This window comes from Micromonospora sp. NPDC005087 (genome assembly GCF_042872965.1).
Taxonomy (GTDB): Bacteria; Actinomycetota; Actinomycetes; order Mycobacteriales; family Micromonosporaceae; genus Micromonospora.
On sequence record NZ_JBIALB010000003.1, the window covers coordinates 212,021 to 233,238 of the forward strand.

Here is a 21,218-nt window from a genome sequence, read left to right on the forward strand (position 1 = left end):
CCGCCGGGTGGAGGCCGGGACCGAGCCTACCGGTGCCGATGGGACCAGTGCAGCCGATGTGACGGACGGTGCGTGCGTCGTCACGGAAAATTCCGGCCAAGCCGAGTAAAACTCCTGAAACGCACTACCATTCGACCGAACCGCACGCCCCGGGGGCCGCGCCGGGTTCGATCTGCAACGTCGCGTGCTCGATCCGGAAGTCCTCGTGCAGGGCGGTGCGTGCCGCGGTGAGCACCACTCCGACATCCGCGCCGGGCGCCATGGTCAGGTGCGCGGAGGCCACCTCCATGCCCGAGGTGAGCGTCCAGACGTGCAGGTCGTGCACCTCGACCACGCCGGGCACCGCGGCCAGCCGGTCGTGCACGGCCGTGACCTGGAGGTGCTCCGGGGCGGCCTGCACCAGGATGCGGACCGCGGCCCGTCCCAGCCGCCAGGTGCGCGGCAGGATGAACACGCCGATGGCGACCGCGACCAATGGGTCGGCCCACCACCAGTCGGTGACCTGGATGAGCAGCGCCGCGCCGATCACGCCGAGCGAGCCGAGCAGGTCGCCGAGCACCTCCAGGTAGGCGCCCTGAAGGTTGATGCTCTCCCGGGCGCCCGCGCGGAGCAGGCCGAAGGCGGCCACGTTGGCGAGCAGGCCGAGCACGGCCACCGCGAGCATCGGACCGGCCAGCACCTCGTGCGGGTCGCCGAACCGGCGGATCGCCTCGATCACCACGTAGACCGCGACACCGGAGAGCAGGACCGCGTTGGCCAGCGCGGCGAGCACCTCGAGTCGGTAGAGCCCGAAGGTGCGTTGCGGGTCGCCGGTGGCCCGCCGGGTGGCGGTGATCGCGGCGAGCGCCATCCCGATGCCGAGCACGTCGGTGAACATGTGGCCGGCGTCGGAGAGCAGGGCCAGGGAGCCGGTGTGGAACGCGGCCACCGCCTCGACCACCATCAGGGCGGCGAGCAGCCCGAACGCTGTCCAGAGCCGCCCCCGGTGCTGGTGCGCGGCGTTGGTGACCGACCCGTGGTGGTGGTCATGACCTGCGCCCACGAGACCACCCTCCGCCGTCGATCGGGACCGGGTCAAATGTATGCTCACATCGCTATGTATGCAAGTGTACGGCAGGTCGCCGACCCGCGAGGGGCGCCGCCGCAGGTCAGCCCGTCGGGTCGATGGTGGTGAGGCGCTGGGTAGCGCGGGAGAGCGCGACGTAGAGGGTGCGTACCCCGGCGCCCGGATCCGCCCGGATCTCGCTCGGGGCGATCAGCACCACCCCGTCGTACTCCATGCCCTTGGCCTCCAGGCTGGTCACCACCTGCAGCCGCGGCGCACCGAGCGCGCCGAGCCAACCGGCGACCTCGTCGCGGCGGGGGACCGGGGTGATCACCCCGACCGTGCCCTCCACCTCGGCCAGCAGGCCGGTGGCCGCCTCCACGGTCGCGGTCTCCAGCTCGGTGGCGGGCACCACCAGCTCGACCGGATCGACCCCGGTGGAGCGGACGGCGGTCGGCAGCGGCAGGTCGGGATAGATCCGGCGGATCTCCGCCGCCGCCACCGCGAAGATCTCCGCCGAGTTGCGGTAGTTGGTGGTCAGCGTGAAGTCGTGCCGCTTGCGTCGGCCCAGCGCCTGGTCCCGGGCCCGGTTCAGCTCCTCCGGGTCACCGGTCCACGCGGTCTGCGCCGGGTCACCCACCACCGTCCAGGAGGCCAGTCGGCCGCGCCGACCGACCATGCGCCACTGCATCGGCGAGACGTCCTGCGCCTCGTCCACCACCACGTGCGCGTACTCCCGGTAGTCCGCCGGCCGCTCCCGGGCCGCCGCCCGCGCGGCCCGCTGCCGGTCGCCGAAGCTGCTCAGCTCGCGGACCCCGCCCGCGAGCTGGAACGGGTCACGTCGGGCGCGGGCCGGCTGCGCCGGCTTGCCGAGCAGCGCGTCCAGCTCGTCCAGCAGCGCCACGTCGGCGATGGTCAACCCGGCGGCGTCCAGATTCTGGTACGCCGCGCTGAGCAGCCGGATCTCGGCGGTGGAGAGGATCCCACCCGCGTACCGGCGCAGGCGATCCGGTCGGGCCAGCCAGCCGAGCACGTGCCGGGGGTGCAGCCGTGGCCACCACGCCTTGAGAAACTCCCGGAACTCCGACCGCTCGGCGATCTCGTCCTCGAAGGCCCGCTGCTCCGGCAGCCGGCCGATGCCCAACCGGCGAGCCTGTGCCCACAGCGCGGCGAAGACACCGTCGAAGCCGGCCCGACGGACCTCGTTGCGCCGGGCACCCCGGTTCAGCACGCGGTCCCGGATCCCGTCCAGTTCGGCCCGGTCCAGCCGCAGCAGCGTGCCGCGGTAGAGCAGCCGCAGCTCGCCCGGGCCGCCCGGCACCGCGTCCCGCACCGCGCGTTCCAGCACCCGGCGCATCCGCAGCGAACCCTTCACCGCCGCCACCTCGGGTGAGTCGGTGCGGGTGGCGGTCATCCCCGGGAATAGGGTGCCCAGCGAGTGCAGGGTCGCGGTGTCCTCGCCGAGCGAGGGCAGCACCGAGGCGATGTACTCCACGAAGACCGAGGACGGGCCGACCACCAGGATGCCGCCGCCCGCGTACCGGCTGCGGTCGGAGTACAGCAGATAGGCGGCCCGGTGCAGGGCGACCGCGGTCTTGCCGGTGCCCGGGCCGCCGGCGACGATCGTCACCCCGGAGCCGGGCGAGCGGATCGCCTCGTCCTGCTCCCGCTGGATGGTCGCCACGATGTCGCGCATGCCCCGGCCGGTGGCCCGGGACAGGGTCGCCAGCAGCGCGCCGTCGCCGACCACCGTCATCCCCTCGGGAGCGGCGGTCGGGTCCAGTAGGTCGTCCTCGATCCGGGTGACCCGCTCGCTGCGGGACTGGATGGTGCGCCGGCGCACCACGCCCTGCGGCTGGGCCGGGGTGGCCTGGTAGAAGGCGGCGGCGGCCGGTGCCCGCCAGTCGACGACCAGCGTCGTCGCGTCCTCGTCGCGGATGCCGAGCCGACCGACGTGCAGCACCTGCCGGTCCCGCAGGTCCAGACGGCCGAAGACCAGCCCCTCGTGCTCGGCGTCGAGGGTGTGCCGCCGCTGCGCGGCGTGGAAGACCATCGCGTCGCGCTCGACGAGCGCGCCGAAGGTGCCCACCCGGGCCATCCGGTAGCCGTCCCGCTCGGCGCGGACCGCCGACCGCCGCAGTTCGGCGAGTCGGGCGTACACCCGGTCGAGGTGCCGTTGCTCGACGGCGATCTCCTGCTCCAGGGCGGTCTGGTCGGTCAACGCACGCTCCTTCGATGTCGCCGGCAAGCGGCGCGAACCGCGCGGGCCAACCGCAGAAGGGTACGGCCCTGGGCCCGGCCTCCCGCGCCCGAGGTGCGGGAACGTGGTCAGACACCCGTCCCGGCGGGGGTCGTGCCGCTCGCGCGGGGCGCCGGCTCGGCGAGCACCCGGCTCAGGACGCCCGTCAGCGCGGCGTTCACCTCGTGCGGGCGTTCCATCATCAGCATGTGCCCGGCCCCCGGGCAGACGGTCAGGTCGGTGGCCGGCAGTACCGCGGCGATCGACTCGGCGCACGGCGGCGGGGTCAGCCGGTCCCGGTCGCCGACCAGCGCGGCCGCCGGCAGGTGGGCCAGCGCGGCGAGGGTGTCCAGCCGGTGCTGGGCGCCGATCGAGGCGCGGAACCCGCCGATCGAGCGCAGCGAGGCGCGGGCCACCGCCGAGGTCACCAGCCGGATGTCGGCCGGATCGCAGCGGTCGCCGAAGAGCATCCAGCGGATGCTCGGTTGCAGCGCGCGCAGCAGCGCCCGGGGTGCGCGCCACGAACCGCACCGGGCCAGCACCCCGGCGCCGGTCGTCTCGGCCAGCCGGATCAGCCGGGCGATCCGGGGCGAGAGCCCGTAGACGGTGTGCGTGTGCCCCTCGGCGGTGGTCGAGACGAAGACCAGGCCGGCGGTCCGGGCGGCGAAGTGCGCCGGGTGGCGGTGCGCGTACTCCATGATCGTCATGCCGCCCATCGAGTGCCCGACCAGGACCACCCGCCCGGTCGGCGCGACCGCGTCGAGCACCGCGAGCAGGTCGTCGCCGAGCTGGGCCAGGGTGGCAGTGGGCAGCGGCATGCAACTGGACCGGCCATGCCCCCGCGCGTCGTAGGTGACCACCCGCACCGCGTCGCCGGACGACCCGGTGAGGGCGTCGACCTGCCGGTGCCAGCTGCGCCCGTCCAGCGTCCAGCCGTGCAGCAGAACGGCGGTGACCGGGGCGTCCGTCGGCCCCGTCGCCTCGACGTGCAGGCGTACCCCGTCGGGCAGACCGACCTCGAACCGCTCCGGCATCGCCACCTCCCAGGGCCGCCCGGCACGAACCGCACCGGCATACCCGGCGGTAACACCGGCTACCCGCCATGACACCACGCCAATCACGCGCAGAGAACATTCCCGACCCCGCCCGTGGCCACCCCACAGCGGGCCAAGCTGAACGGCATGGGGTCGTCGGGGGCAACGCCCGGACCGCCGGTGGGTGGACCGTCGGCACCGGGGCGGCAGGCCGGTGGTACGCCGCGCGCCGCGCTGGCCGAGCTGCTCGCCGGTAACCGGCGGTTCGTCAGCGGCCAGCCGGTGCACGGACACGACGTCACCGCCGCCGCGGCCGCCTCGGGCGACCAGCAGCCGTACGCGGTGGTGCTCGGCTGTATCGACTCGCGGGTGCCGCTGGAGGCGATCTTCGATCAGACCTTCGGCGCGATCTGCGTGATCCGCACCGGTGGGCACGTGCTGGACCGCGCGGTGTGCGGCTCGATCGAGTACGTGGTCGGCCAGCTCGGCGTACCGCTGGTGATGGTGCTCGGCCACGAGCGGTGCGGCGCGGTGGGAGCCGCGGTGGACGCGCTGCGCGCCGGGGTGCGTCCCGCCGGGTCGCTGGCCCACCTGGTGGACGAGATCGCTCCGGCGGTGACCGAGGCGGGGCTGGACGACCCCGCGGTGCATCCGCTGGCGATCCGCCGGCACGTCCGGCGCACGGTGCGGACCCTGCGCCACGACGACCTGCTGGCCGGGCCGGTCGCCGCGGGCGGGGTGGCCGTGGTCGGCGGTCTCTACGACCTGGCCACCGGGGAGGTCGCCCTGTTGGACCCGGCCTGAGCCCCCGGCGGCCCGGCGGCCAGGTGGCGAACGCGGAACCGCCCGCCGGGAGATCCCGGCGGGCGGTTCGAGGTGTAGCGGTGGGGGAGGGCTCAGCCCTCGAAGACGCCGGCCTCGACCAGGCGCTTCTCGGTGGCGTCCCAGCCGTCGCCCGGGTGGGTCGTGTTCAGGTTGTTGATCTCCGCCCGGATCTTGGCGGCGTGGCCGGCCGCGGCCAGCACCCGGATCTCCTCGACGAAGGCCTCGGAGTCGGTGCGCAGGTGCGCGGTCTTGCCGTTGGTCAGGTTGCGCACGTAGGCGTGCTTGCCGCCGTTGAGCGGGATGAGGTACTTGAACTCGCCCAGCACGCTGAGGGCGCCACCCTGGCCAGCCTGGCCGGCCCGGACGGACGCGCGCGCGGTCTTAGAGGTGTTGCTCGCCACGGAGGTACTCCTTGCAAGACGTACGGGAGGACTGGAACGTCCGGGGGCTGTGTGCGGGCCACCACCTGGGTCGACCCACGAAGTTGTGCGCGGCACAAGCCGCCGATGGAACTGTACAGGACCACGACATCAGGCTGGTCGTCGCGGTGTCCTGAGAGGCAACGGGGACCACCCGTCCGGCTATTCCGGCCGGCGTTTTTTCCGATTCTCTGGCGCACCATCCGTCACACGAGTAATCATGTGTAGCAGCAACAACTCCGGTGGACGAGGTCGTAGGGGAAGACGCACCTCGCTCTCCGGGAGGTCACCGTGCCAACGCGTGGCGTCGTATACGTCCACTCGACCCCGCTCGCCGTGTGCTCGCACGTCGAGTGGGCGATCGCGCGCGTCCTAGCCGCGCCGGTCAACCTGCAGTGGACGGCTCAGCCCGTCGACCCCGGCGCCCGCCGGGCCGAGTGCGGGTGGACCGGTCGTCCGGGGACGGGCGCCGAGCTGGCTGCTGCCCTACGGCAGTGGCCCATGATCCGTTTCGAGGTGACCGAGGAACCGAGTCCCGGCGCCGACGGCGAACGTTTCATGTACGTGCCGGCGCGCGGCCTGTTCCGGGCCACCGTCGGTGCGGCCGGCGACATCCAGCTCGGCGAGGACCGGCTGCGGGCGTTGATGGCCGCGGCCCGGGCGCCGGAGGCGCTGGCGCACGCGCTGGACAAGGCGCTCGGCACCGCGTGGGACGATGACCTGGAGCCCTACCGGTACGCCGGCGACGGCGCCCCGGTGACGTTGCTCACCCGGGTCGGCTGACCCGGTCACCCGCCGGTCGGGCCACCTGCCCGCACGCTGGCGCGGCGGCGGCTGACCGGTGAGGTCAAGTTGCCCCGATAAGGGCGAACTGGTGGGATGGGTGGGTGCCGATTCGCCCGCGTCGCGCCAGCGTCGCCGTCGCCGCCCTGACCGCCCTGCTCGTCTCCGGCTGCTCGGGTACCGCGGACCACCCCGCGCCGACGCCCGGTCCGGCCGGCACCTCCGCCGGCCCGAGCGCCCCCACGACCATGCCGCCTGGCGACCCCGCCGCCCAGGCGGCGGCGCTGGTCGCCACCCTCTCCGACGAGGACCTGGTCGGCCAGGTGCTGATGCCGTACGCCTACGGCGACTCGGCCACGAAGGTCTCACCCGGCTCGGCCGCCGGCAACCAGGCGCTGGCCGGGGTCGACACCCCCGCCGAGATGATCGCCAAGTACCGGTTGGGCGGGCTGATCCTGGTCGGGTTCAGCGCCGACGACCCGACCAAGGGCAACCAGGAGACCACCAACGTCGACAACCCGAAGCAGGTGCACGAGCTGACCGGCGGCCTCCGCGCCGCCGCCGGTCGGCTCGCCGCCGGCTCCGCGCCCTTCCTGGTCGGCACCGACCAGGAGTACGGCGTGGTCACCCGGATCACCAACGACGTCACCGTGCTGCCCAGCGCCCTCGCCGCCGGTGCGGCCGGCGACCCGGCGCTGACCGAGGCCGCCTGGCGGGCCGCCGGCGCCGAGCTGGCCGCGATGGGGATCAACGTCGACTTCGCTCCGGTGGCCGACGTGCTGGCCACCCGCAGCACGGTGATCGGCTCCCGGTCCTACGGCTCGGACCCGAAGCGGGCCGCCGCGCAGGTCGGCGGCGCGGTCCGGGGCCTCCAGGCGGTCGGCGTCGCCGCCACCCTGAAGCACTTCCCGGGTCACGGCCACAGCGCCGACGACTCGCACCAGGACCTGCCGGTGCTCACCCAGTCCGCGGCGGCGCTGAAGAGCGGTGCCTGGCCACCGTTCACCGCCGGCATCGACGCCGGCGCGATGGCCGTGATGTCCGGTCACCTGGACGCGCGGACCATCGACCCGGGCACCCCGGCCACCTTCTCGCACAAGCTGCTCACCGACGTGCTGCGCGGCCAGCTCGGCTTCACCGGCGTGGTGATCACCGACGGCATGAACATGCCCCCGGCGAAGCGCTGGGCTCCCGGCGAGGCCGCGGTCCGGGCACTGAACGCCGGCAACGACCTGATCCTGATGACCCCGAACGTCGGCCAGGCGTACGACGGGCTGCTCGCCGCGCTGCGCGGCGGGTCGCTGACCCGGGCCCGACTGGTCGAGGCGGTCACCCGGGTGCTGACCATGAAGTTCCGGCTGGCGGCGCTCCCGACCGCCGAGATGTCCACGCTCAACGCCCCGGCGCACCGCGCGGCGGCGGACGCGCTGGCCGCCGGTGCGGTAACCGTGCTGCGCGGCGCCTGCGGCGGCGCGGTGCGCGGACCGATCACCGTCACCTCCTCCGGCGGGCGGGACGGCACCCGGTCGCTGCTCACCGAGGCGCTGACCGCGGCCGGCGTCAAGGTGGTGCCCAAGGGAGGCACGGTGGTGCACCTGGTCGGCTACGGCGACGGCGCCACCGACCTGCGCGCCGACGCGGCGGTCACGGTCGCCATGGACACCCCGTACGTGCTGGCCAAGGCGAAGTCGCCGACGCTGCTGGCCACGTACTCCTCCAGCCGGGCGTCGATGACCGCGTTGGCCGCCGTGCTGGCCGGCAAGGCCCGCCCAGGTGGCCGGTCCCCGGTGACCGTGCCCGGTCTGCCCGCGACCACCTGCGGCACCTGACCGCCGACCGCCAGCGCGGCGGCGGGCTGGTGCCGTCCGGTTCGTCCGGCACCTGCCCGTGTTACCCGATGACCTCAGCGGCGGATCGTGACCTGCTGAGCGACGGCCGAGCCACCTGACTCGAACGCGGCCAGCACGGCCTCCGCCTTATCCCCGTCGACCGGGACCAGCACGGTCACCGGCCGGCCGGGTCGCAACTCGACCGTGCGGCTGCCCAGTGCCCGGTCGCCGTTCCAGGTGTAGAGATACGCCGTGCCCGTACGGTCGGACTGGAGGGAGACCTCGACCCCGCCGTTCACCCGGTGCTGCCGGGTGAGGCGCAGCGCCCGCTCCGGCAGCCGCGGCACCGCCGCCGGCGCCACGCCGCCGACCGCCGACTGGGCGATCGTCTGCGGGCTGTGCACGCTGCGCGCCGAGGTGTCCGGGAAGACCGGCGTGCTCGGGTCCTGCTGGGCAGGGGTGTAGCCGGGCAGGGTGACCAGGCCGTAGCGGTACGGGTCGGCTCGTACGCCGGTGAACGTCGACCAGCCGAGTCGGGACTGGGAGGCGAGATCCTGCGTGTCCGAGTCGTAGACCAGCACGTTGAAGCCCATCCGGGCCGGGTCGACCGCGTCGGGCAGCACCGCGAACGGGATGCTCGTCTCGATCGTGTAGCCGGTGTAGGGCTCGCTGACCTTGCTGACCACGGTCATTCCCGGAGCGGTCTGCCCACCCGGGCCCTGCCGGTTGTCGGCGTCGCGCTGCCAGCACGGCGGGTTGCCGTTGGCCGGGTCGTCGGTGATGGGGAAGATGCCCGCCTTGAACACGGTCGAGGTGTCCGAGGAGTCGCCCTTCGGGTCGACGATGATCTCGACGCTGTCGGTCCGCCGCTGGCGCTTGCAATCCTGCGGCACCACCTTCCGGCCGAGCACGTCGTCGGTGACCGTGACGATCACCTTGAGCGCGTCCGCGGTCCAGGCGATCCGACCCTTGGCGGAGGCGTCCGTCGCGGTGGTCGCCTCGCCCTCCCAGATGCGCGAGAAGTCGAGCTCCTCGCCCGGGTACTCGCCCGCGCTGGCCACTCCATCGACGGCGTGGGCGGCGCCGGCCTGCGGCACCTCGGTGGTCGGCACGATCTCCAGGGCGCCGGTCTCGACCGTGCTGCCGGTGCTGCTGGCGGTGGTGATGGTGATGCCGTAGTCGCCGCCGTCGCCGCCCTCGTTGGCCGTCGGCAGCGAGGCGTCACTGTTGGTGACACTGAAGGTGACCGCGCCGGTGGCGCCGGCCGCCAGGTCGCGGTAGCTCTTCGTGGCGGCGTCGGCGGTGAAGCCTGCGGGCAGGCCGAGGGTGACCGTGCCGTTCTGTACGGTCTCGCCGACGTTGCGCAGGTCGACCCGGACGTCGCGGCTCTTGCCGGAGCCGATGGTGAGCACCGGCTTGATCAGGGTGTCGAGCTGGCCGTAGCCGCCCGCGCTCGCCCAGTCGCGGAAGAGACCGACCTCGGGCAGCGGCTCCAGGGTGCCGCGTACATCGGCGACGACCCGGACGGCCTCGTCGGTGCTGCCGGAGCCCTGGCCCTTGGTGCTCAGGGTGGCCGAGAGCAGCTTCTGCGTGCCCGTCTCGGCGCCCTTCGGCACGGTGACGGTGAAGGTCGCCGTCCGATCCCGGCCAGCCGGGACGCTCACGCCGAGCCCGCTACCGCCGGAGACGGACCAACCGGCCGGCACCTGCAGCGTCACCCCGGGGTGGTTCAGTGCCCGGTTGGCGGCGGCCTTGACGTGCGCCGTGACCTCGACGCTCTCGCCGGGTGCCACGTCGAAGCGGTCGGTGGTCAGGTACAGCTCGGTGCCCTTGGGCAGCCCGCCCTTGGTCGACGGAAGCATCGACCCGCGCAGGATCGCCTCCGGTGAGCTGTCCTCCGGGTCGTACGGCACCCGGCTGTCGACGAGGGTGTAGAAGTCGCAGCGGATCTTCGCCGGGTCGGTCGGGGCGGCCGCGGTGCCGGCCCAGCCCTGGGTCACGTACTCCCGGCGGGCCTCGACCTCGATCTCCGCCCAGGTCTTGCGGCTGCTGCTCGGGGTGCCCTCCCAGACGCCGAAGACCTGGTCGGTCGGGACCGTCGGGGTGAAGCTGGACGCGCACGCCGGGCCGGCCGAGGAGCTGCCGGTTCCACCGGTACGCAGGAACTTCGCGGCCCGGAACACGCTGAGCCCTTCCTTGCGGATCTGCTCCGGGAAGGCCTTCGGGTCGGCGGCTGCCTGGAACGCCTCGGCGGCGAACCTGGCGGCCTGCTGGTGGTTGCCGTGGTTACCCGGGGTCGGCGACGGGTTCATGGTCATGATGATCTCGGGGCGGGTCGTCCGGATCACCCGGACGATCTGAGCGAGCGTGTCGTCGTGGCCCCAGATCTGCTCGGACAACGGTGCCGAGGCGGTGTACCAGAAGTCGACCCGATCGAGGTTGTACAGGTTCTGCACGCCGGCCCGCCCGATCGCGGTCCGCTCCTCGCGCTCCCGGATGATGCCGAGTGGTGGCCCCTCCTCGAGGCCGACGGCGTTGCCGCCGCCCTCGCCACGGGTGATGGTGACGACGCCGGCCTTGGCGCCGTACTTCTCCTTCCACTGCCCCAGCGTGGCGAGGCTGCCCGCCTCGTCGTCGGGGTGGGCGCTGACGAAGAGCACGTCGAGGTCGACCGCGCCGCCGGCGGCGGGGTGGGCGGTGGCGGCGAGGGCGGCGCCTGGTGTCCCGGACAGGGCCAGCGCGAGCGCCGTCGGTAGCAGGAATGCCTTGAGTCGCATGTGGATCCTTCCGAACCGCGGGGTCCGGACAGCGACGACCGGCGGGGGACGCGGGATGCGCCGCCCCGACGGGTCGGGTCCGGTTCGTTGGTGGGATGGGCGGCGGTGAGGCCCCGATCGACGGGCGTCACCGGGGTGCACAGCGGTACGGGACTTCCGTACACACTGGAAGGCCTTCGCCGGGTGACGCTAGAGATCGTCGGCGAGGAGCGTCAATACCCACGAAGGGACTTTCTTCTTTTCTAGAAGAAACGAACTCGGGCGTAACCAGGGGGTCACTCTCTGGATCCGCATCAGTGCATAAAGGCATTTTTCCTGCTCCGAGGGGTCTTGGTTGGTCGCCGAGACCCAGTCGTTACTTGACTCCATAGTTCGTTCGCCGTAGGAAGGAAGTGTGACTGACGTGGTGACGCCACCAACGAGCCCGGTGAGCCGGGAGCGGTCGAAGGAGATCAAGCGGCTTTCCGTGATCTCCACCGCCCGCCAGGTACGCCTGCTCTCGCGTGCCGAGCTGACCGAGCTGACCGGGCTGAGCCCCGCCACGCTCACGCCGTTGGTCCGTGAGCTGATCGCGGAGGGCTACCTTCTGGAGCGAGGGCCGGGCGCGTCCCGCTCGGGGCGTCCCCGCGCGATGTTGGAGTTCAACCCTCGCGCCGAGCTGGTCGCGGCCGTTTCGCTGGAGCCGTCCCGGATCAGCTGCGAGATCGCCGACAGCGACGGAGCTGTGGTCGCCCACCGTGCCGTCCGACTCGCCGGTGACATCGTCGACACCATCTGCCGTTCCATCCCCGAACTGGCCGGGGAGGGCTTGCCGGCGTTGCGGGGTGTGGCCATCGCGGCGCCTGGCGTCTCCTCCGGAGGCGCTGTCCGTCTCGCCCCGTCGGTCGGTCTGGTGGAGGGTCGGCCGGTGGGGGAGATGGTCCAACGGCGGCTGGGCGTACCGGTCGTGGTCGACAACGACGTGAACCTGATGGCGGCGGGCGAACACGCCGCCGGGGCGGGCAGTGACGTCGCCGACCTGCTGCTGCTGCACGTCGCCGACGGCATTGGCGCGGGTCTGGTGCTCGACGGGCAGGTCCGTCGGGGCGCCGGTGGCGCCGCCGGCGAGGTGGGTTTCCTGCCGCTGGACGCCGCGGATCGTGGTCACGACGGGATCGGCCCCTTCGAGGCACGCTGGTCGGAGAATGCCATCGCCGAGCGGGTGGTCGCGTTGGCGCCGGGCCGCCGTCCCGAGGCGCCGGTACGCGCCCTGGTGGAGCTGGCGCGCACCGGAGGCGCCGCCGCCGCGTTCCTGGACGAACTGCTGACCGCCTGGTCCCGACTGATCGTCTCGTGCGTCTGCGTCATCGACCCGGGTCGGGTCCTGCTCAGCGGTGCCGCCGCACAGCTCGACGATGCCGCCGTCGAGCGGATCCAGACTCTCGTCAGCGCCGGCGCGCCCGCATCGACCGAGGTACGCCGGGCGGTGCTCGGCGATCAGGCGGTGCTGCACGGTGCGGTCAGCTACGCGCTGTCGGCCGCCGCGGCCGGCCTACCCAACCTGCTTCCCGCCCCGTAACCACCCCGGTTTTCCCTCGTCCCCCCTGGAGGTACTCATGAGACGTCGCCTTTTCCTCGCCGGAGCGCTCGCCGCGGCCCTGGTCGTCGGCACCGCCGCCTGCGGTGGTGGCGACGACGCGGCCGACGGCAGCGTCGAGTCGCTGACGATCTACACGGCCCGTGACAAGAAGGTCTCGACCTTCGTGGTCGACCAGTTCACCGCGAAATTCCCCGAGTACAAGGGGAAGGTCGAGGTCCTCAACCTCGGCGCCCAGGAGATCCTCGAGCGGGTCCGGGCCGAGAAGGCCAACCCGCAGGCGGACATCTGGTGGGGCGGCACCCAACAGGGGCTGGCCGCCGGCGCGTCCGAGGACCTGCTGACCGCCTGGCAGCCGACGTTCGCCAGCAAGATGGACGCCCGGTACAAGGACGCCGAGGGCCGCTGGTTCGGCGAGATCCTGCTGCCCGAGGTCATCATGTACAACAACAAGGCGCTCACCCCTGAGCAGGCCCCGAAGGACTGGGACGACCTGCTCGCGCCGCAGTGGAAAGACAAGATCGTCATTCGCGACGTGGCCGCGTCCGGCACCATGCGGTCGATCTACGCCTCGATGATCCAGCAGCAGTCCGCCGACGGCAGCAACCCCCAGCCGGGCTACGACTGGCTCAAGAAGCTCGACGCCAACACCGGCGCGTACGCCGCGAACCCAGCGGACCTGTACCTGAAGCTCTCCCGGCAGCAGGGCCTGCTCAGCGCCTGGAACCTGCAGGACATCCTGCTCCAGGCCAACCAGTCGAACATGCCGTTCGGCTTCGTGATGCCGGCCTCCGGCGCGCCCGTGCTGGTCGACGGTCTCGCCGCGGTCAAGGGTGGCAACACCACGGGCACCCAGAAGTTCATCGAGTTCCTCTTCGACGACAAGCTCCGCGCCGACCTGGCCAAGGACTACTACCAGATCCCCGCGGTGGACATCGCCGAGGAGCCGGAGTGGCTCGCCCAGCTCCAGCTCAAGCCGATGGACGTCGACTGGGACGTGGTCGGTAAGAACGAGACCGACTGGATCAACCACTGGAACGGCGAGATCAAGAACAAGGGCTGACCGGATCGGCGCCGGACCGGGAAATCCCGGTCCGGCGCCGCGCCGGGGACGTACCGGCGCTGGACGGCCGAGGTGACTCGCGTCCGACCGGCTCCCCGGCCCGCCCCACCCCTGCGACCGGCCACGCCCGGTTCCGGACTGAGGAGAGACATCATGATCGATGTCACGCTGGAGTCGGTGAGCAAGCGCTTCTCGCGCGCCGGCGACACCGCGGCCGTCGACGACGTCGACATCACCATCGCCGCCGGGGAGTTCTTCACCCTGCTCGGCCCGAGCGGTTGCGGCAAGACCACCACCCTGCGGATGGTGGCGGGGTTCTACTTCCCGACCTCCGGGCGGATCCGGTTCGGCGACCAGGACGTCACCCGGCGCCCGCCGAACAAGCGCGACACCGGCATGGTGTTCCAGAACTACGCGCTCTTCCCGCACATGTCCGTCGCGCAGAACGTCGCGTACGGGCTGAAGATCCGCAAGGTCGGCCGGGCCGAGTCGAAGCGGCGGGTCGAGGAGGCGCTCACCCAGGTCCACCTGGCCGGCTACGGCGAGCGTCGGATCGACCAGCTCTCCGGCGGCCAGCAGCAGCGGGTGGCGCTGGCCCGCGCACTGGTCATCCGACCGCGGACCCTGCTGCTCGACGAGCCGCTCTCCAATCTCGACGCCAAACTCCGTGAGGAGACCCGGGTCGAGATCCGGCGGATCCAGCGGGAGGCCGGCACCACCTCGCTCTACGTCACCCACGATCAGGCCGAGGCGATGGCGATGTCCGACCGGATCGCGGTGATGGAGTCCGGTCGGGTGCGGCAGATCGGCGCCCCGCAGGAGATCTACCACCGTCCGGCGACCAGCTTCGTCGCCCGGTTCATCGGCCGCAGCAACGTGCTGAGCCTGCCGGTGCTGGGCGTCGGCCCGGAGACGGTCACGGTGCGGCTGCCCGACGGCAGCCAGGTCGGCGTCGCCGCTCCCGCGGATCACGGGTTGGGCACGGGGGCGACCGCCCTGGTCTCGATACGCCCCGAGCACATCGGCCTCACCTCGGCCACCGAGCCTGGCGTGGTCACCGGCCGCGTCACCGAGCTGGAGTTCACCGGCATGTCCACCAACCTCCTGGTCGACGTGGCCGGCGAGGCGGTGCAGGTGGCCGCCGTCGATCCGCCGGCCGGCCTGTCGGTGGGCGACCAGCTCGGGCTGCGGCTGCCGCGGGAGCGGATGTGGGTGGTGCGTCCATGAGCACCATCCCCGCCACCCCGAGCCCGGCCACCATTCCACCGGTCACCGGGAGCCCGGCGTCCTCCGGCGACGGACGGCGGCGACGCTTCACCGATCGGTTCACCGGCGGGACGAACTCGCGTTGGTTCCCGTACCTGCTGGTGCTGCCGCTCGCGCTGATCCTCTTCGGGTACGTGGTGCAGCCGATGTTCGCCACCTTCGCCGAGAGCGTCGGCGTCGACGGGGTGGCGAACTACACCAGCTTCTTCACCAGTTCGGGCGTCGCGCGATCATCCCTGGTCACCTCCCTGATCATCTCCGCTGCCAGCGTGCTGCTCTGCGGGATCGTCGGGGTCGCGATGGCCTTCCTGCTCAAGCGCTTCTCGTTTCCCGGCCGGCGGTTGATCGAGGCGATCATCCTGGTGCCGGCGGCGCTGCCACCGCTGATCGGCGCGATCTCATTCCAACTGCTGTACAGCGAGACCGGCATCCTGCCGCGCGGGCTTCAGCAGGTCTTCGGCACCGCCGAGCCGGTGTTGCCCTTCAGCGGCATCGCCGGGGTGCTGGTGGTGCACACCTTCACCATGTACCCGTTCTTCTACCTGTCCGCTGCCGCGGCGCTGGCCGGGATGGACCCGTCGGTGGAGGAGGCCGCCTACAACCTCGGCGCGGGTCGGGTCCGGGTCTGGCGGACGGTCCTGCTGCCGATGCTCACCCCGGCGCTGGTCTCCGCCTCGCTGCTGGTCTTCATGACGTCGCTGGCGTCGTACACCGCCCCGCTGCTCTTCGGTGTGGACCAGACCATGACCATGCAGATCTACATCAACCGCACCAACGGCGACCTGCCGATGGCGTCCACCTACGCCTCGGTGCTGGGCGTGGTCTCGGTGCTGTTCCTGCTCGGTATGCGCTGGTACGAGGGGCGGCGCAGCTACCGCTCCCAGTCCAAGGGGGTCGCCGCGCACCGCCGCGAGATCACCAACCCCTTCGGGCGTTGGGTGGCTCTGGGCGCGTCGCTGCTGGCCACCGTGGTGCTGCTGGCCCCGGTGGCGACCATCGCGCTGGTGGCGTTCTCCGCCGACGGCTCGTGGACCACCGAAGTGGTGCCCGCGGCGTACACCATGCAGAACTTCGTCACGATCTTCTCCGATCCGAACGCGTTCCAGCCGATCCTCAACTCGTTGCAGATGAGCCTGCTGGCCACCGTCGGCTGCGTCGTGGTCGGCGTACTGATCGCCTACGCGGTGCGCCGGCTCGACTTCCGTGGGCGCGGCGTCCTGGACGTGGCGGTGATGCTGGCGTGGGCGCTGCCCGGCACGGTGGTGGCGATCAACCTGATCTCGGCGTTCAGCACCGGTAACGCGTTCAGCTTCGGCCAGGTCCTGATCGGCACGTTCTGGATCATGCCGCTGGCGTACTTCGTGCGATTCCTCCCACTGGTCTTCCGGTCCAGCTCGGCCACGCTCGCCCAGATCGACCCCGCGCTGGAGGAGGCGGCCCGCAACCTCGGCGCCTCGTGGTGGCGCGCCTTCGGCTCGGTGACCCTGCGACTGATGCTGCCGGGCGTGATCGCGGGCGCGCTGCTGGCCTTCGTGCACGGCGTTGGCGAGTTCGTCGCCTCCGTGCTGATCTACACCTCGCAGACCGCGCCGATCTCCGTCGAGATCAACAACAGGATGTACTCGTTCGAGGTCGGCACCGCCGCCGCGTACGGCATGCTCCAGGTCGTTTTGATCTTCGTGGTGATGGTGGTCTCGGGTCGGCTCGAAACCGGCCGGCGGGCCTCCCGGGAGGCGGCGCAGTGGACGGCATGAGGATGTGGCCGGCCACCGGCGCGCTACTCCCGGCGGTCCGGGTGCCCGGCGGTGAGCTGGCGGCCGTGGCCGAAGCGGCGGACTTCGCGGTACTGCCGGTCGGCGCCGTCGAATGGCACGGCCCGCACCTGCCGCTGGGCACCGACCTGATCCTGGCCGAGGGCTTCGCGGGCGAGAGCGCCGCCACCTCCGGACCCCGGGGAGTGCTCTTCCCCGCCGTGCCCTACGCCGCCTGCCCCGGGCAGACCCGGCCCTGGCCGGGCACGGTGGCGATCCGGCCGGAGATCGCGGTCGGCTACCTCGCCGACGTCATCGAGGGAATCGTCGCCGCCGGGTTCCCCCGACTGCTCATCGTCAACGGCCACGACGCGAACATGTCCACGGTCCGGGCCGCGATGGAGTGGGTCTCCGGCCGGCGACAGGCCAGCCTGCTGTTGGTGAACTGGTTCCAGCTGGTCACCCCCGCGGAGACCACCGAGATCTACGGCGCCCTACCGGCGCGGGGCCACGGCGGGGCGTACGAGACCTCCGGTGTGCTCGGCTTCGACCCGGAGGCGGTGCGCCTCGACGCGGTCACCGACCTGCCGCCGAAGCCGAAACTGCCGGTGACCCACCCGTACGTGCTGGTGGAGTCCCGACCAGACCCCTGGCAGGGCTGGTCCGGGCACATCTCACTGGCCAGCGAGGAGGCCGGTCGGCGGGTCCGCGAGCTGGCCGGCGGCCGGCTGCGGGAGATCGTCGAAGCCTGGGTGGCCGCACCGCTGCCCGCGCCGCCGACCGACGACCCGCTGCCCACCTCGTCGACCCCCGGATCAGACGCGGGCCGACCGACAACCCCCACCCAGCCCGGCGACACCGCACCGATCAGGGGAGCATCATGAGCGGCGACCGTGGACTCGAGATCGTCGACTTCCACCTGCACTTCCGGATCGGTGCCGACGAGACCATCCGGGCCCGTGAGCACGAGGCCGGGATGCACCCCGGCGGTGATCACGAGCGGAGCGTCCGGGCTGCCGGTGCCGCACCGTACGCCGCCCAGTGGCGTCGGGCGTGGAGCTTCCCCGACCCGGAGCCGCCCGCCGAGCGCTGGCAGGACGAGGCCGACCGATGGGCCGAGGAGCTGCGCACGCACCACATCAGCAAGGCGGTCTTCGTCACCGGCGGCGGCAACGACAGCGTCGCCGACGTCGTCGACCGGCATCCGGACCTGCTGCTCGGCTTCGCCCATCACGACCCGTACGGCCCGGACGCCGCCGCCGAACTGGAGCGAGCGGTGACCGAGCGCGGCCTGCGCGGGCTGAAGCTCTTCGCCCCGCTCCTGCGCGGTCCGCTCGACGACCCCGCGCTGGATCCGCTCTGGGGCACCGCCCAGCGACTCCGCGTGCCGGTGCTCATCCACATCGGGCACTACGGCAGCGCGGGTGGCCTGACGTTCGGCCGGTACGGCGGCCCGGACGAGCTGGCCCGGATGGCCCGGCGCTTCCCCGAGCTGTCGGTCGTGGTGCCGCACTTCGGCGTGCAACACGTGCAGGAGCTGTTCTTCGCCGCGTGGGGCTGCCCGAACATCCTCATCGACACGTCCGGGTCCAACCAGTGGGTGCGGTGGATGCCGTACAAGCTCACCTTGGAGGATCTTTTCCGCCGCTGCTACGAGACCATCGGCCCGGACCGCATCGTCTACGGCAGCGACTCGTCGTGGTTCCCCCGGGGCTACGTCACCCGCTACCTCGACGACCAACTGCGGGTTTGTCGCGAGTTGGGCATGCCCGACGACCACCTGCGAGCCATCTTCGCCGGAAATGCCGAACGACTACTCGGCCTGACCGACTGACCGGCTGACGCCCCGGAGGCGGCGGACCCGCCGCCCCCGGCCTGGAAGGAAGTAAGGACCCTCATGAGCACCTCCGCGCTGACCACCTACCAGCGGCACCACCTACGGCCCACCTACGAGCACCACGTCGAGCACCTCTTTCCGGCGATGGTGCGAGCCAGCCAGGCCCACGTGGTGATGCTGACCGAGCGGGGGCTCATCCCCGCCGAGCGGGGCGCCGGACTGCTGCGGGGACTGGCCGTGCTGCGTGCCGACACCGCTTCCGCGCCGATCTACGACGGCAGCTTCGAGGACGTCTACTACCTGATGGAGAAGCGCCTTGCCGAGGCGTGCGGCATCCCGGCCGCCCAGCTCGACGTGCAGCTCGCCCGCAGCCGCAACGACCTCGACGCCGGGGTGTTCCGGATGCTGCTCCGTGACCAGTTGCTCGGCGTGCTCGACCGGGTGCTCGCCACCGGTGCGACCGCTCTCGACGTCGCGGACCGCTACGCCGACGTGGTCATCACCGGCTACACGCACCGCCGGCCCGCGCAGCCCACCACCATCGGCCACGCACTCGCCGGCTACGCCGAGGCGCTGGCGGGTGAGGCGGTCGCCTACGCCGACCTGATCGACCAGCTGAACATCTCGCCGCTGGGCTCCTGCGCCTTCGCCGGCACGGACCTGGACATCTCCCCGGCCCGGGTGGCCGAGCTGCTCGGCTTCAACGGCCTGGTCACCAACTCCTACGAGGCGGTGGCCGGTGCCGACCACCTGGTGCGGGTCGGCACGCTCAACGCCCAGTCGCTGGCCACCGGTGCCCGACTGGCCCGGACCCTGATGGACTGGCTGACCTGGCGCTGGGTGGCCACGCCCGGCGACTTCACCCAGGGCAGCAGCATCATGCCGCAGAAGCGCAACCCGGTGGTGCTGGAGCATCTGGTGTCGATGGCCGGCGCTGCCGCCGGGGACGCCGCCTCGGTGCTCAACAACGTCGGTGCGGCCTGGTGGGAGGACTCCAACAACGCCACCACCGACGTGCAGGTCCGGCTCTGGGACAGCAACGACCGTACGGACCGCTTCTTCGCCCTGCTCGGCGGCTTCCTGGCCGAGCTGGAGCCGCTGGAACCGCCGTCCCGGGAGGAGATTGTCGCCTCCGGTGCCACCACCACGGCCGCTGCCGACGCGCTGACCCTGCACGGGGTGCCGTTCCGGGCCGCGCACTCCGTGGTCGGCCGGCTGGTTCGGAGCGGCGCGCCGGACTCCTGGACGGAGAGCGACGTGCGCGCAGCCGCCGACGCGGTCGGCCTGAGCGCGCCGTTGGACGACGCGGCGGTCGCCGACCTGATCGCCGCCGCCGTCCGCCCGGAGCTTGTGCTGCGCCGGGCCCAGATCGACGGTCCCGGTTCGGACGCCGTCCGCGCCCAGGTGGGCGAGCTGCGCGGCGCCTTCGACACCGTCGCCGGCCGGCTCGCCGCCGTCCGGGACCGTCTCGCGGCGGCCGACGCCGCGCTGGACGAGGTCGCTGAGGTGACGGCCAGGTGACGGTACGACTGGCCGACCGCGCCGAGCAGGCCGCCGGAGCCGGAGACGTCGGCGGTCTGCTGCTCGGCATCGACTTCGGCGGCACGAAGATGGCGGTCGGGGTGGCCGACGGCTCGGGCCGGCTGCTGGCCAGCGAGCGGGTGCCGACGCACGCCGACCGGGGTGCCCGCCAGGCGCTGGACCGGGCGCTGGAGGTGACGACGAGGCTGCTCGGAGAGGTCGGTGGCCCGGTCGCGGCGGTCGGGGTCGCCTCGCCCGGTGTGGTCCGACCCGACGGCATCGACCTGGCGCCGAACGTGCCGGGCTGGGACCGGCTGCGGCTGGTCGACACGGTCCGCGACTGGCTCGGCGTACCGGCGGTCGCGGTCGACAACGACCTCAACGCCGCCGCACTGGCCGAGCTGCGGCTCGGCGCGCTACGCGACGCCGACCCCGGCCTGGTGGTCGGGCTGGGCACGGGGGTGGCGGCAGCGGTCACCGTGCGCGGCACGGTACTGGCCGGACGGCACGGGGCCGCCGGTGAGATCGGGTACGCCCTCGCTGGCGCCGCCCGTCCCGGCAGGATGCTCGAGTCGGTCTTCTCCGGGCGCGCTCTGGACCAGCTCGCCGCCGAGTTGGACGTACCGGACGGGGCGGCCGGGCTGGCTGCCCGGGCCGACCAGCCCGGCGAGGTCCGGGACGTGCTGCGCGGCAGGGTCGACGAGATCGCCCGCCATCTGATCACCTGTTGTCTGTTGGTGGATCCGCAGCGGGTGGTGCTGGTCGGCGGGGTGGCCGGCAGCGAGCTGATCCGCGGGCTGATCGTCGAACGGCTCGCCGAGGTGCTGCCATATCGGCCGGAGATCGTGCTCTCCAGCTTCGCCGCCGACGCGGCGCTGCTCGGCGCGGTGCTCCTGGCTCGGGAGGCGGTCCCGGCCGCCGGCTGACTCGACGCGGCCTGTGCCGGCCCGTACCCCCGGCCGGCACAGGCGTCGACCCGCCCGGCCGGAATCCGGTAGCGCCGCCCCGGCCGACCTGGCAGCCTGGCCGGCATGGGTCAGGCGCGGGACTTCTACTGGGTAGAGCGGGCCGACGGCGCCGTCGTGATCACGCATCACGGGCGGGTGGCCACCACGTTGCGCGGCGGCCGGGCGGCGGAGTTCCTCGCCGAGGTGGACGACGACCCGCAGCTGGTGATGGCCCGCTGGACCGGCAACTACCGCCGGGGCAACGAGCGCACCGCGAAGCACCACCCGCGCAACCGGGCCTGAACG

General features: G+C 72.5%; 17 protein-coding genes. 12 read left to right on the plus strand and 5 right to left on the minus strand.

What is annotated here, in order from left to right; genetic code table 11:
• Nucleotides 1–124: 124 nt before the first annotated feature.
• The 3 genes from ACFYPS_RS09200 to ACFYPS_RS09210 all read right to left on the minus strand — a co-directional run bounded on the left by ACFYPS_RS09200 (nt 125) and on the right by ACFYPS_RS09210 (nt 4,318).
• A complete protein-coding gene (locus ACFYPS_RS09200) occupies nt 125–1,042 on the minus strand; it encodes a cation diffusion facilitator family transporter (RefSeq protein WP_354965467.1) in 918 nt (305 codons plus the stop codon).
• A gap of 106 nt (nt 1,043–1,148) precedes the next feature.
• On the minus strand, nt 1,149–3,266 hold the full coding sequence (locus ACFYPS_RS09205; RefSeq protein ID WP_354965466.1) for an AAA family ATPase: 2,118 nt from the start codon (nt 3,264–3,266) through the stop codon (nt 1,149–1,151).
• Nucleotides 3,267–3,373: 107 nt separating this feature from the next.
• Nucleotides 3,374–4,318, minus strand: coding sequence for an alpha/beta hydrolase (locus tag ACFYPS_RS09210; protein WP_354965465.1), 945 nt, complete (start codon nt 4,316–4,318; stop codon nt 3,374–3,376).
• A 180-nt stretch (nt 4,319–4,498) separates the two neighbouring features.
• Between ACFYPS_RS09210 and ACFYPS_RS09215 the strand changes: the two genes are divergently transcribed.
• Entirely contained in the window at nt 4,499–5,122 is a 624-nt protein-coding gene (locus tag ACFYPS_RS09215; RefSeq protein ID WP_387323755.1) for a carbonic anhydrase, read from the plus strand.
• A 92-nt stretch (nt 5,123–5,214) separates the two neighbouring features.
• Here the strand turns inward: ACFYPS_RS09215 and ACFYPS_RS09220 are convergent, their stop codons facing one another.
• Nucleotides 5,215–5,544, minus strand: a complete 330-nt coding sequence (locus ACFYPS_RS09220; protein WP_074313395.1) for a hypothetical protein — start codon at nt 5,542–5,544, stop codon at nt 5,215–5,217.
• 309 nt (nt 5,545–5,853) lie between these two features.
• Here ACFYPS_RS09220 and ACFYPS_RS09225 point away from each other — a divergent pair, with 309 nt between their 5' ends.
• On the plus strand, nt 5,854–6,345 hold the full coding sequence (locus tag ACFYPS_RS09225; protein ID WP_210917691.1) for a DUF3145 domain-containing protein: 492 nt from the start codon (nt 5,854–5,856) through the stop codon (nt 6,343–6,345).
• Between the two features lie 104 nt (nt 6,346–6,449).
• Nucleotides 6,450–8,174 (plus strand): glycoside hydrolase family 3 N-terminal domain-containing protein, encoded by a 1,725-nt coding sequence (locus ACFYPS_RS09230; RefSeq protein WP_354965463.1) that lies wholly within the window; start codon nt 6,450–6,452, stop codon nt 8,172–8,174.
• Between the two features lie 74 nt (nt 8,175–8,248).
• On the opposite strand, the gene ACFYPS_RS09235 is transcribed toward ACFYPS_RS09230, so the two are convergent.
• Nucleotides 8,249–10,951, minus strand: coding sequence for a sugar-binding protein (locus ACFYPS_RS09235; protein ID WP_354965462.1), 2,703 nt, complete (start codon nt 10,949–10,951; stop codon nt 8,249–8,251).
• Between the two features lie 394 nt (nt 10,952–11,345).
• Here ACFYPS_RS09235 and ACFYPS_RS09240 point away from each other — a divergent pair, with 394 nt between their 5' ends.
• From ACFYPS_RS09240 to ACFYPS_RS09280, 9 genes are all read left to right on the plus strand, one after another.
• Entirely contained in the window at nt 11,346–12,509 is a 1,164-nt protein-coding gene (locus tag ACFYPS_RS09240) for an ROK family protein (protein WP_354965461.1), read from the plus strand.
• Nucleotides 12,510–12,546: 37 nt separating this feature from the next.
• A complete protein-coding gene (locus tag ACFYPS_RS09245) occupies nt 12,547–13,590 on the plus strand; it encodes an extracellular solute-binding protein (protein ID WP_354965460.1) in 1,044 nt (347 codons plus the stop codon).
• A 153-nt stretch (nt 13,591–13,743) separates the two neighbouring features.
• Nucleotides 13,744–14,817: an ABC transporter ATP-binding protein gene (locus ACFYPS_RS09250; RefSeq protein ID WP_354965459.1), complete on the plus strand. Its 1,074-nt coding sequence runs from the start codon at nt 13,744–13,746 to the stop codon at nt 14,815–14,817.
• Nucleotides 14,814–16,610 carry an iron ABC transporter permease gene (locus ACFYPS_RS09255; protein WP_354965458.1) on the plus strand — a complete coding sequence of 599 codons (1,797 nt, stop codon included), beginning with the start codon at nt 14,814–14,816 and terminating at the stop codon, nt 16,608–16,610. Before ACFYPS_RS09250 ends, ACFYPS_RS09255 begins: the two co-directional genes overlap by 4 nt.
• Nucleotides 16,607–17,491 (plus strand): creatininase family protein, encoded by an 885-nt coding sequence (locus ACFYPS_RS09260; RefSeq protein WP_354965457.1) that lies wholly within the window; start codon nt 16,607–16,609, stop codon nt 17,489–17,491. Before ACFYPS_RS09255 ends, ACFYPS_RS09260 begins: the two co-directional genes overlap by 4 nt.
• Complete coding sequence (locus ACFYPS_RS09265) at nt 17,488–18,441, plus strand: amidohydrolase family protein (RefSeq protein WP_354965456.1); 954 nt, start codon at nt 17,488–17,490, stop codon at nt 18,439–18,441. Before ACFYPS_RS09260 ends, ACFYPS_RS09265 begins: the two co-directional genes overlap by 4 nt.
• Nucleotides 18,442–18,504: 63 nt before the next feature.
• Nucleotides 18,505–19,965 (plus strand): lyase family protein, encoded by a 1,461-nt coding sequence (locus ACFYPS_RS09270; protein WP_354965455.1) that lies wholly within the window; start codon nt 18,505–18,507, stop codon nt 19,963–19,965.
• Nucleotides 19,962–20,891 carry an ROK family protein gene (locus ACFYPS_RS09275; RefSeq protein WP_354965454.1) on the plus strand — a complete coding sequence of 310 codons (930 nt, stop codon included), beginning with the start codon at nt 19,962–19,964 and terminating at the stop codon, nt 20,889–20,891. Before ACFYPS_RS09270 ends, ACFYPS_RS09275 begins: the two co-directional genes overlap by 4 nt.
• 105 nt (nt 20,892–20,996) lie before the next feature.
• Nucleotides 20,997–21,215, plus strand: coding sequence for a hypothetical protein (locus ACFYPS_RS09280; RefSeq protein ID WP_354965453.1), 219 nt, complete (start codon nt 20,997–20,999; stop codon nt 21,213–21,215).
• Nucleotides 21,216–21,218 lie beyond the last annotated feature (3 nt).